This is a genomic window from Mesorhizobium intechi, from assembly GCF_002879535.1.
GTDB classification, from domain to species: domain Bacteria; phylum Pseudomonadota; class Alphaproteobacteria; order Rhizobiales; family Rhizobiaceae; genus Mesorhizobium; species Mesorhizobium intechi.
This window is the reverse complement of record NZ_PNOT02000239.1, coordinates 70317-81341: the sequence shown is the minus strand read 5'-3', so window position 1 is coordinate 81341 and position 11025 is coordinate 70317. Positions and strand designations below refer to the sequence as shown.

The window sequence follows — 11025 nt, the reverse complement described above, 5'->3', positions numbered from 1 at the left end:
CTCTTTTTGTTGCCTTGACCCGGCAGGACCGGCGGCCTCAAGCCGCTTTTGCTTCGGGCTTTTGCAGCGCGAAGGAATGTCCGTCCGCGTCGAAGATATGCAGGTCCTCGGCATTGGCGCTCAGCCGCAATGTCGAACCGCGCTTGACCTCGACATTGCCCGGCAGCTTGGTCACCAGCGGCAGGTCGGCGCGGCCGATGTCGACATAAACCAACTGGACCTCGCCGAGTTGTTCGACATAGTCGACCGTTCCTTCGAACAGATAGTCCGCGCCGCTGGCGATCATCAGGTCTTCCGGCCGCACGCCGAAACTGACCGCCGCGCCCTTGGCCGATGCAGGCGTCGAGATCGGCACCGTCGCCTTGCGGCCGCCGACGTGGCTGACGACGGTCGGGTTGCCGGTCTTGTCGATGGTTGCCGGCAGGATGTTCATGGCCGGTGAGCCGATGAACTGGGCGACGAACAGGTTGCCGGGTTTCTTGTAAAGGTCCATCGGCGTGCCGACCTGTTCGACATGGCCGTCCTTGAGCACGACGATGCGGTCGGCCAGCGTCATCGCCTCGACCTGGTCGTGGGTGACATAGATCATCGTCGTGTTGGGCATCGATTCCTTGAGCTTGGCGATCTCGATGCGCGTGGCGACGCGCAGGGCGGCATCAAGGTTCGACAGCGGCTCGTCGAACAGGAACACTTTCGGATTGCGCACGATGGCGCGGCCGATGGCGACACGCTGGCGCTGGCCGCCAGACATCGCCTTGGGCAGCCGGTCGAGATATTTGGTCAACTGCAGGATTTCCGCCGCCTGGCGCACGCGGCGGTCGATCTCGGCCTTGTTTTCCTTGCCGATCTTCATCGAGAACGCCATGTTGTCGTAGACCGTCATATGTGGATAGAGCGCGTAGGACTGGAACACCATGGCGATGCCGCGCTTCGACGGCGGCACGTCGTTCACCACCTCGCCGTCGATCTTGAGCTCACCGGACGTGATTTCCTCCAGCCCGGCGATGGAACGCAACAAGGTCGACTTGCCGCAGCCCGATGGCCCGACGAAGACGATGAACTCGCCCGATTTGATATCGAGGTCGATGCCGTGGAGAATGTTGAGATTGCCGTAGGACTTCTTCACTTGTCTCAGATTGACATCGGCCATTGGTGTCCTCCCAGTGATTTCCTCAAGATTTCAGTCCACGCGCCCGAACCAGGCGCCATAGCCGCCAAGCTCGATCGAACCGGTGCTCGCCTGCCCGGAAAACCCGTGCCCTGACAAAGGTTGCAGGGATCGGCTGCCAAGGTCAACCTTGGCCGGCTTGGCGCCCAGGTTAAAGACGCAGACGACCTGCTCATTGCCGGCGCGGCGCGTGAAGGCGACGGTGTCGCCCTCGCTTTCGATGAAGGTGATGTCGCCCTTGACCAGAGCCGGATGGGCGCGGCGGAAGGTCAGGAAGCGCCGGTAGTGCTCGAGCAGCGAAGCCTGGTCGCCTTTCTGGACATTGACCGCCTGCGCCAGATGCTTGGACGGCACCGGCAGCCACGGCTTGGCCTGGGAAAAGCCGCCATTCTTGGCGCCGCTATCCCACACCATGGGCGTACGGCAGCCGTCGCGGCCCTTGAACTCCGGCCAGAAGCGGATGCCGTAGGGGTCCTGCAGGTCCTCGAAGCGCAGTTCGGCTTCGCCCAGCCCGAGTTCCTCGCCCTGGTAGATGCAGACCGAGCCGCGCAGCGACATCAGCAGCGCCGAGATGACCTTGAGATAGGCAACTGGGTCGGCTTCGCCGGCGGCCCAGCGCGAGGCCGGACGCATCACGTCATGGTTGGAAAACGCCCAGCACGACCAGCCGTCGCTGGCGACCTTGCCGAAAGCCTCCAGCACTGAACGCACCTTCGCGGCGCTGATCTTTTCCGGCGCCAGGAAGTCGAAGGAATAGCACATGTGCACGCGCTTGCCGCCGGCCGTATAGGCGGCCACGACTTCCAGCCCGCGCTGCGAATCGCCGACCTCGCCGACAGCGGCGGTTGCCGGATATTCGTCGAGCAAAGCGCGGAAGCGTTCGAGGAAGCCGAGATTTTCCGGACGGCTCTTGTCGTAGAGATGGTCCTGGTAGTTGTAGGGATTGACCGCCGGCGCGGTCTGGTCGTTGCGTTCTTCCGGCGGTAGCGGCGGATTGTTTTCCAGGCCCTGGCTGTGGAAGTAGAAATTGATCGTGTCGAGGCGGAAGCCGTCGACGCCGCGCTCCAGCCAGAAGCGGGTGACGTCGAGCAGCGCGTCCTGGACTTCGCTGTTGTGGAAGTTGAGGTCGGGCTGCTCGGCCAGGAAATTGTGCAGGTAATATTGCTGGCGACTGGTGTCCCACTGCCAGGCCGACCCGCCGAAGATCGACAGCCAGTTGTTGGGCGGTGTGCCGTCGGGCCTGGCGTCCGCCCAGACATACCAGTCGGCCTTGGAATTGCTGCGGCTCGACCGGCTTTCCTTGAACCAGGGATGGATGTCGGCCGTGTGCGACAGCACTTCGTCGATCATCACCTTGAGGCCCAGCCGGTGCGCCTCCGCCGTCAGCGCGTCGAAATCGGCCAGCGTGCCGAACATCGGGTCGACGTCACAATAGTCCGAGACGTCATAACCGAAGTCCTTCATCGGCGATTTGAAGAAGGGCGAGATCCAGATCGCGTCCGCGCCGAGCGCGGCGATGTAGGGCAGCCGGGCGATGATGCCCTTGAGGTCGCCGATGCCGTCGCCGTTCGAATCCTGGTAGCTGCGCGGATAGATCTGGTAGATCACCGCGCCTCGCCACCAGTCGCGATCGATGGCGAGGTCGGGGTTCGAACTGGCTTTTAAAGCGGATTGCATGGTTTCAGCCTCCTTTCACCGAGCCGGCGAGCAGCCCGCGGACGAAATAGCGCTGCAGCGAGAAGAAGACGATCAGCGGTACGATGATGGTGATGAAGGCCGATGTCGTCAGGATCTCCCAGTTGCCGCCGCGAGAGCCGAGCAGCGCGTTGAGCTTGGCCGTCAACACGATCTGGTCGGGTGCCGTACCAAGGAAAACCATCGCCACCAGGAGATCGTTCCATACCCACAGGAACTGGAAGATGGCGAAGGAGGCCAGCACCGGGAAGGACAGCGGCAGCACGATCTTGACGAAGATCTCGAAATCGCTGGCGCCGTCGATGCGGGCCGATTCCATGATCTCGCGCGGCAGGCCGGCGATATAGCTCCTTAGCAGGTAGATGGCGAAAGGCAGGCCGAAGCCGGTATGCGCCAGCCAGATGCCGAGATAGGTCTTCGACGGCACGCCGAAGAAAGTACCGACGCCGTTATAGAGCTTGAGCAGCGGGATCAGCGACATCTGCAGCGGGACCACCAGCAGGCCGATGATGACCGCGATCAGCAGCGCACGGCCGGGAAACCGCATCCAGGCCAGCGCATAGGCGGCAAAGGCTGCGATCAGGATCGGAATGACGGTCGCCGGTATGGTGACGGTCAGCGAATTCATGAACGAGCGGCCGATGCCTTCCGAGAACAGCACCGTCTGGTAGTTGTCGGTGGTGAATTTCGGCGGCGCCGACGAGGCATAATAGAGGCGCTGGCCGCGATCGCCCTCGAACGCCTTGGGCGAGGTCATGACGAAGCTGCCGTCGGCATTGACCTGCAGGGTAACGCCGTCACCCAGATCGGCCGATGAGCCAGCCGGATATTGCGTCGGTGCCGCCGCCTTGACGCCGAAGGCGCTGATGTTGCGCTTGGCGCCATCACCGAAGATGTTGCCCTCGAGAACGTACTTGCCGTCCTTCTGGGTCTGCGCCGTGGACGGCGGCAACCGCCCGGCCTCGGTCTGGCTGGAACTGGCGAACGAATTCCACCAGCCCGAGGCGACGATCTGGTCCTTGTCGCGCAGCGACGAGACCAGGATGCCGAGTGTGGGAATGGTCCAGATGGCAACGAAGACCAGCACCGCTATGTGGACGCCGAAACGGCTGGCGAAGGATTTTCCGGTCGCGACGGCCATCTCAATGTCCCCCCGTCTCTTTGTTCGCCTGGCGGATGTTCCAGACCATGATCGGGATGACCGCTATCATGATGATGATGGCGATGGTTGCGCCGCGGCCGAAATCGCCGCCGCCTCTGAACATCCAGTCGAACATCAGATTGGCCAGCACCTGGCTGTTCCACTGGCCGTTGGTCATGGTCAGCACGATGTCGAAAACCTTGAGCACCAGGATGGTGATCGTAGTCCAGACGACGGCGATGGTGCCCCAGATCTGCGGCACCATGATCTTCCAGAAGATCTGGAACGGGTTGGCGCCGTCGATGACCGCGGCCTCCAGCGTCTCCTCCGGAATGCCGCGCAGCGCCGAGGACAGGATGACCATGGCAAAGCCGGTCTGGATCCAGATCAGGATGATCATCAGGAAGAAATTGTTCCAGAACGGCAGCGATATCCACACCTGCGGCTGGCCGCCGAAATGCTGGATGATGGCGTTGAGCAGGCCGATCTGCACCTGGCCCTCGCCGCGATATTCGTAAATGAACTTCCAGATCACGCTGGCGCCGACAAAGGAGATGGCCAGCGGCAGGAAGATCAGGCTCTTGGCGATCGTGCCCCACCAGATCTTGTCGGTGAGCACGGCGATGATCAGGCCCAGGAAGGTGCAGGCCGCCGGCACCACCGCCAGCCACAGCAGGTTGTTCAGGATCGAGCGTCGAAGGTCTGGATCGCGCAACGCCCACTCGTAGTTGGCGAGCCCGACGAAACTGGTGCCGCCGCGGTCGAGGAAGGAGAGCCATAGTGTCGCGATCACCGGGTAGATCAGGTAGATGGTGAGAATGATCAGCGCGGGGCCGACGAACAGCCATGGCCGCACAAGGCCCTGCCGGCGCAGATTGTTGACGGCAGCCGTGCCGGTGACCCCGCGCGAGGGGAAGGTCAGGTCCAGCAGTTTGTTGGCGCCCCAGAAGTAGGCGACACAGCCGCCGACGCCGATGATGATGACGAAAATGGCCGAGAAAATCTGAGCCGCCATGGGTCCCTCTCCCTGTGCGTGACCAGCCAGGCAAGCTGGCGGTCGCATGCACCGACTTTGTGGGTCATTCGGAACAATCGAAACGCGAAGGCTTCCGGCGTATGCCGCCGGTCGGACCCGGGCCGTGGCCCGGATCCTGCAGGAGGATCAGTATGGTTCCAGCTTGCCGGTTGCGGCCTACTTGATTGCGTCCCAGCTCTTCTGGATGTCGGCCGCCACGTCCTGGGCGGACTTGCCGCCGACCAGATCGATCATGCCAGTCCAGAATGAGCCGGCGCCCACCTTGCCGGGCATCAGGTCGGAACCGTCGAAGCGCACTGTCGTCGCTCCGACCAGGATCTCGCCCTGCTTCTTCAGCGCATCGCTGCCATAGGCGTCCTTGTTGGCGCCCTTGAAGGGGGTGACGAAGCTCTTCTGCGCCATCCACAGTTCATGCGCGAGCGGCATTTCGAGGAACTTGATGAATTCGCGCGAAGCCTTGGAATCCTTGGTGATCATCACCAGCGTTCCGGCGACTTCCAGCGGGTTTCCGAGTTCCGGCTTGGAGGCGTAGGGCGGGTAGGGGAAGAAGTCCGCATCCTGCCCGAGCTTCACGCCCTCCGGGAAGAAGGACGGGATGAACGATGCCTGATGGTGCATGTAGCACTTCGGCGGCACGGTGAAGAGGCCCTTCGGGCTGTCACGGAAGTCGGTCGCGGCCACAGCCTTGGCGCCGCCATCCACCATCTTGTCGTCGGTCGCGATCTTGCCGAAGATGTCGATGGCGCTGACCACCGCCGGATCGGTGAACGGGATCTCGTTCTTGACCCACTTGTCGTAGACTTCCGGCGGCTGCGTCCTCAGCATGATGTCCTCGACCCAGTCGGTCGCCGGCCATCCGGTCGCGCCGCCGGAACCAAGCCCGATACACCAGGGCTTGCCACCATCGGCGATGATCTTCTTCTCGAGCTCGGCCAGTTCCTCTTGCGTCTTCGGGACCTTGTAGCCGGCCTCCTGGAAATTGTCGGGCGAGTACCACACCAGTCCCTTCACGTCGATCTTGTAGGGAAAGGCATAGAATCCCGGCTTGCCGTCCTTGCCGGTATAGGTGCCGAGCTTGGCCCAGGAGTCGCCGGCGGCGTAGTTTTCCTTGACCCAGGCGGCGACGTCGTCGCCCAGCGGGGTCAGCACGCCCTTGGAAGCCAGGTCCTGGATCAGGCCCGGCTGCGGCAGGACGGCGATGTTCGGCGGGCTGCCGGCCTGGGTGTCGATGACGATCTGCTGCTCGTAGTTTTCGGACGAGGAGTATTTCACCTCCGCGCCGGTCGCCTCGGAGAAATAGTCGAGCACCGAACGGACAAGCGCCTCATCCTCGCCGCGCCACGGCCCGAAGATGGTAAGCGTCTCGCCCTTGAGGTCGACTTTCTTGAGGTCCTCGAAGTTTGCCCAGTTGAAGCGCTTGTCCTCGCCTGGCTTGAACTTCAATTCGGCATGCGCGGGCGTGTTCAGGGCGAGCGCACCAAACGCAACACCCAGCAAAAGCATTTTCTTCATCGGTATTCCTCCCAGTGGGTCACACACACCGGACGGAACCTCCATTCCGCCCGCCGACGCCGCAGGACTGTGACTCAGTCGCAAGGGAACCGCAACCTTCCGAAGAGTCTTCCAAAGCGCTTTGGCTTTTTTGATCACGCCACTGAATCATCTGAAAGTCAAGAGGCCCGGTAGCTAATCGATTTAATTTCGCCGATCATGCCGCCGAAAAGTGCAGCGCAGCATGCTTTTTTGGCAGCGCAACGCCAATTTTCGTTTCAAACTGGCTCCAACCCCGACTATGGTCGTCCCGATACCGTCGCGCCACCTGTGGCGATTGGGTCGATTCAATTTAAAAGCGCTTTGAGGGAATGGAGGCCGTTGTGAACCTCAAGCAGCTCGCGCATATGCTGGCGCTTTCGCAAACCACGGTAAGCCGGGCATTGAACGGCTATCCGGAGGTCAACGAGGAGACGCGCAGGCGCGTCATGGACGCCGCCAAGCGCCATGGCTATCGCCCCAATCCCAGCGCGCGGCGCCTGGCGACCGGCAAATCCGGCATGATCGGCTACGTCCTGCCGACGGGGGCGGCCGTCGACATCGATCCGCATTTCGTCGAGTTTCTGTCCGGCCTCGGTGACTATGCCCGCTCGCACGAGCTTGACCTCGTGCTGTCGCCGGCCGACGCCGACGACCAGGAGACGACCTATCGGCGCATCGTCGCCAACCGGCAGGTCGATGCCGTCTATATCTCCTCGCCGCGGCCGCAGGACAGTCGGGTGGCGCTGGTCAGCACGCTCGGCATCCCCTTCCTCGTCCATGGCCGCAGCGAAGGCTTCGATTTCGACTATCCCTATCTCGACATCGACAATGAGGGCGCGTTCCACGAAGCGGCGCGGCTGCTCGTCCAGCTCGGCCACCGGCGGCTGGCGCTGATCAATGGCGACGACCGCGAGACCTTCGCCATCCATCGCGAGCGCGGCGTGCGCCGGGCGCTCGCGGCAAGCGGGCTAAGCCTGGGCGAACGCCATGTCTGCTCCGTGGTCATGACCGAAGAGAACGGCTATCGCGCCACCAGGCGCCTGCTCGAGGAGGGTGACGCGCCGACGGCGATCGCCTGCTCCAGCCTGATCATGGCGCTGGGCGTCGTGCGCGCGGTGCGCGACCTCGGCCTCACCATTCCCGGCGATGTCTCGCTGATCGCCCATGACGACGTCTTCCCCTGGCTGAAGCCGGAGAATTTCTCCGTGCCGCTGTCGACGACGCGCTCCTCGATCCGCCTTGCCGGCGCCCGCGTCGCCGAACGGCTGGCAGCGCGGATTTCGGGGCTGGAGGAGGGCGCGCGCGGCGAGGTCTGGCCGGTCGACCTGGTGGTGCGCGGGTCAGTGGCCGGCGCGCCTGCCTAGGACCTGACGTCGATCAAGGGTCGGTTCGATCCGTTGACGCTTCGCCCATTCCCTTAGTCCGGACCGGGATCCGCCTCACATCGACCAGCGCCAGGAAGCGTGTAGCCTGGCGCCGCACAACGGCAGTCCGCTTTCTGGAGGGATTGCAAGAAACGTAGCGGGATGGCGCAATCCTGTTAACGCCGCACTAGCCACCCTGCCCCGAGATGGGCGATGAAGACGGATCAACCCAGCGCGGTTTTTCGGCCGGCGCAGGCGCGAGAGTCGCGCAACTCCCGGCTTCCCGGGGGGCAGAACTACTCCTTCGCCGCTTCCGCCGCCTTCGTATCCAGCAGCCCAAAACCGAAATCATTGTCGCGCCCCTTGGGGCCGAGATCCTTGGCGGTGGCTGCCAGAGCCTTCTCAATGTCGTCTGCGGTGCGGTCGGGCGAAGCATGGAGGAGGTTGGCGATGGCGCCGCTGACGATCGCCGCGGCGAACGAGGTGCCGGTGACCACGTCGGTGCCGGCGCCGCTCGGCGCCACCATCTCCACGCCTGGCGCCGAGATGAAAACATAGGCACCGCGATTGGCCTGCGGCATCAGAGCGTCCTTGGCGTCGGTCGCGGTCACCGCGATCACGCCGTCGAAGGCGGCCGGGTAGCCATAGGGCGCCTTCGGTCCGTTGTTGCCGGCGGCGGCGACCAGCACCATGCCGAGCGCGCGGGCATTGCGGCAGGCGGCGCCGAGCAGGTCGTTCTTCGGCCCGACAAAGCTCATATTGATGATGCTGACATTTTGCTCAGCCGCCCAGTCGAGCGCCGCCAGGATGACGTCCATGGTTGACTTGCCGCCTTCGAAGGCGCGAGCGTGGTAAATCCTGGCGCCCGGCGCCATGCCTTCCAGCGCTCCGACACCGGCGATCAGTCCGTCGATCGAGGTGCCATGGTCGCGTTTTTCGACCGGCACGCCGGGCATGGCGTCGAACTGCGCGGCGATGACACCGGCCAGCGCCGGGTTGGTGTCGTCGATGCCGGTATCGATGACGGCAACGCGGACGTTTTGACCGCTCGCCTGTTTGGCATCGAGCGCGATGCGGTCGAAGGCATAGTTGACGATGCCGGCGGCCTGCTGCAGCGAGTAGATGTGGTTGGGCTCGCGCCGCTGCGTGCGGCCGTCGGCGGCAAGCTGCGCCAGCACGACGCCGACGGGGCGACCATCGGGAATGCCGAAGCGCACCAGCGTGGTGCCGAGCAGGCGTGACTGGCGCTGCGAGCGCACTTCGAGGCCGAAGGAGGCGGCGATCTGCTGCACGGCGCCGGCATCGCCGTCGACCGTCACCAGCACTTCGTCGGGGACAAACTCGCCCGCCACGGCGCGCGGCGGCTGCACGGCGACGAGATCGGTCGGCGAGACGATCGGCCCGCCGGCCGGAGGGCCGGCCTGATTGTTGCCCGGCGGCGTGACCGGTGCCGGCTGCGGCGTCGGCACCGGTGCCGGAGGCGCGACCGGATTGGGAAACAGGTCGACGATCAAGGCGGGAAGAAAGACGGCGGCCGCCTGGGCAGACCCCGCACCGCCGGCATTGTCGCTGGCGCCGCCGCCGTCCTTGGCGCAGTCGGCGCCGGCTTCATTGGTGCCGTATCGGCAGTCGATTTTCGTCCGGTCGCTCCCGGCGGCATTGGTCTGTGCCGACGCGGGCACGGCGGCGATTGTCATCGCCGCCGCCAGGATTGCCGCGAATCGAAGGGCCGCCTCAGCCGCCATCAACCGGTTTCCTTCCCTCGATCACGGTGTCCGCGAATGGCTGGGCGGCAATAATGCCGAGCTGCTTGGCATAGTCGGCCGCGTTGGCGGCGGGAATGCCGATCCGGAACACGCCGTCCGCGGTCGGCCCGCCGATGACTTTCAGCCCGTTGCCGCCGAGGAATGCCGAAATGTCCGACATCTTGGCATCCGGTTTGAACTTGACCAGGGCGAACGGCATTTTTGCCAGATCGTCTTGCGCGCCGGCGATCTCGAAATCCTTGCCCTTGCCGCCGGGCTGCACCAGGGACTGCACCGCGATCAGCGCCAGCAGGACCGCGGCCGCCGCCCAGGCGACGCCGACCGGCACCGCCATGAAGCGGCCCCAGGCCTGCGCCAGCCAGGACGAGCCAGTCGGCTTGCGTGCAGGTCCGGCCTCGGCGTCGAGCGCCTTGGCCAAGCGGCTGAGCGCATCGGCTGGCGGGCGGATTGCTTCATTGGCCGCCGATGTGCCGGAGAATTCGGCCTCGGCCTCGCCAAGGGCTGCCATCGCCGCCGGATCGGTCGCCAGCCACTCCTCGACGGCTTCGAGGTCGGAGCCTTCCAGCGAGCCGTTCAGGTAGAACGGCAGCAGCGTTTCCATTTCGTCGCGGCGTGACATTTTTTCAGCGGCGCTCATGGCCACCCCCTGTCGTAACCGGCGGCCTTGAGGGCTTCGCCGAGTTTCTTGCGGGCGTAGAACATCCGGGTTTTGACCGTCGCCACCGGGATGGCGAGCACCTCGCCGATCTCTGTCACCGACTGCCCATGATAATAGGCAAGGTCGATCACCGTGCGGTGTTCTTCGGGCAAGGCGTCGATGAACCGGCGCAAGGCGGCGGCCTTGTCCTCTTTCATGGTGACGACCTCCGGCGTGTCGGCGCTGTCGGGCACCGCGGCGGCGGCCTCGTCGTCGATCCAGTCTTCCTTCTTCTTGCGCAGCTGCGACAGCGCCTTGAACCGGGCGATGCCGAGCAGCCATGTCGAGACTTCGGAGCGCCCTTCGAAGCCCGGCGCCTGGCGCCACAGCTCAAGGAACACCTCGTTCGCGATATCGTCAGCCATCATTTCCGATCCCGTCTGGCGCGCCACGAAGCGGTAGACCCGCGCGTGGTGACGCATGAACAGGAGCCGCACGGCGGCACGGTCGCCCTTCGCGACCCGGTCGACAAGCGCGCGATCCGTCTCCGTCGCTGCCGTCATGGCCGGTCGAGCCGCCTGGCTCCTGTCTGCTCTGTCGCCGGTCGATCCAAAAAGGTTCATCCTCCGCCAAGGAATTTGAGGAGGCTAAACGAAGAAAGGGGCGGTTGCCAGTAGGGACGCCT

At 64.2% G+C, this 11025-nt stretch carries 9 protein-coding genes; 1 reads left to right on the top strand and 8 read right to left on the bottom strand.

The annotated features are described in order from the left end of the window. Positions 1–37: 37 nt before the first annotated feature. From C1D09_RS21175 to C1D09_RS21155, 5 genes are all read right to left on the bottom strand, one after another. Positions 38–1150 (bottom strand): ABC transporter ATP-binding protein, encoded by a 1113-nt coding sequence (locus tag C1D09_RS21175; protein ID WP_143976144.1) that lies wholly within the window; start codon positions 1148–1150, stop codon positions 38–40. Between the two features lie 30 nt (positions 1151–1180). Further along, entirely contained in the window at positions 1181–2845 is a 1665-nt protein-coding gene (gene bglA / locus C1D09_RS21170) for a beta-galactosidase BglA (protein ID WP_143976143.1), read from the bottom strand. 4 nt (positions 2846–2849) lie between these two features. Then, entirely contained in the window at positions 2850–4004 is a 1155-nt protein-coding gene (locus C1D09_RS21165; protein WP_143976142.1) for a carbohydrate ABC transporter permease, read from the bottom strand. Between the two features lies 1 nt (position 4005). After that, positions 4006–5019, bottom strand: a complete 1014-nt coding sequence (locus tag C1D09_RS21160; protein ID WP_143976141.1) for a carbohydrate ABC transporter permease — start codon at positions 5017–5019, stop codon at positions 4006–4008. A 177-nt stretch (positions 5020–5196) separates the two neighbouring features. Then, complete coding sequence (locus C1D09_RS21155) at positions 5197–6552, bottom strand: ABC transporter substrate-binding protein (protein WP_143976140.1); 1356 nt, start codon at positions 6550–6552, stop codon at positions 5197–5199. Positions 6553–6914: 362 nt separating this feature from the next. Between C1D09_RS21155 and C1D09_RS21150 the strand changes: the two genes are divergently transcribed. Next, complete coding sequence (locus tag C1D09_RS21150) at positions 6915–7937, top strand: substrate-binding domain-containing protein (RefSeq protein ID WP_038653696.1); 1023 nt, start codon at positions 6915–6917, stop codon at positions 7935–7937. 296 nt (positions 7938–8233) lie between these two features. Here C1D09_RS21150 and C1D09_RS21145 read toward each other — a convergent pair whose 3' ends face one another. The 3 genes from C1D09_RS21145 to C1D09_RS21135 are packed head-to-tail and all read right to left on the bottom strand — an operon-like array spanning position 8234 to position 10903. Further along, positions 8234–9682 (bottom strand): S8 family serine peptidase, encoded by a 1449-nt coding sequence (locus tag C1D09_RS21145; protein WP_143976139.1) that lies wholly within the window; start codon positions 9680–9682, stop codon positions 8234–8236. Further along, a complete protein-coding gene (locus C1D09_RS21140; RefSeq protein ID WP_143976138.1) occupies positions 9672–10340 on the bottom strand; it encodes an anti-sigma factor in 669 nt (222 codons plus the stop codon). Before C1D09_RS21140 ends, C1D09_RS21145 begins: the two co-directional genes overlap by 11 nt. Next, positions 10337–10903 carry a sigma-70 family RNA polymerase sigma factor gene (locus C1D09_RS21135; protein WP_143976137.1) on the bottom strand — a complete coding sequence of 189 codons (567 nt, stop codon included), beginning with the start codon at positions 10901–10903 and terminating at the stop codon, positions 10337–10339. Before C1D09_RS21135 ends, C1D09_RS21140 begins: the two co-directional genes overlap by 4 nt. Positions 10904–11025 lie beyond the last annotated feature (122 nt).

Coding starts and splice junctions, on each gene's coding strand:
- C1D09_RS21175 (WP_143976144.1), bottom strand. CDS start 1,150: ATGGCCGATGTCAATCTGAGACAAGTGAAGAAGTCCTACGGCAATCTC.
- bglA (WP_143976143.1), bottom strand. CDS start 2,845: ATGCAATCCGCTTTAAAAGCCAGTTCGAACCCCGACCTCGCCATCGAT.
- C1D09_RS21165 (WP_143976142.1), bottom strand. CDS start 4,004: ATGGCCGTCGCGACCGGAAAATCCTTCGCCAGCCGTTTCGGCGTCCAC.
- C1D09_RS21160 (WP_143976141.1), bottom strand. CDS start 5,019: ATGGCGGCTCAGATTTTCTCGGCCATTTTCGTCATCATCATCGGCGTC.
- C1D09_RS21155 (WP_143976140.1), bottom strand. CDS start 6,552: ATGAAGAAAATGCTTTTGCTGGGTGTTGCGTTTGGTGCGCTCGCCCTG.
- C1D09_RS21145 (WP_143976139.1), bottom strand. CDS start 9,682: ATGGCGGCTGAGGCGGCCCTTCGATTCGCGGCAATCCTGGCGGCGGCG.
- C1D09_RS21140 (WP_143976138.1), bottom strand. CDS start 10,340: ATGAGCGCCGCTGAAAAAATGTCACGCCGCGACGAAATGGAAACGCTG.
- C1D09_RS21135 (WP_143976137.1), bottom strand. CDS start 10,903: ATGACGGCAGCGACGGAGACGGATCGCGCGCTTGTCGACCGGGTCGCG.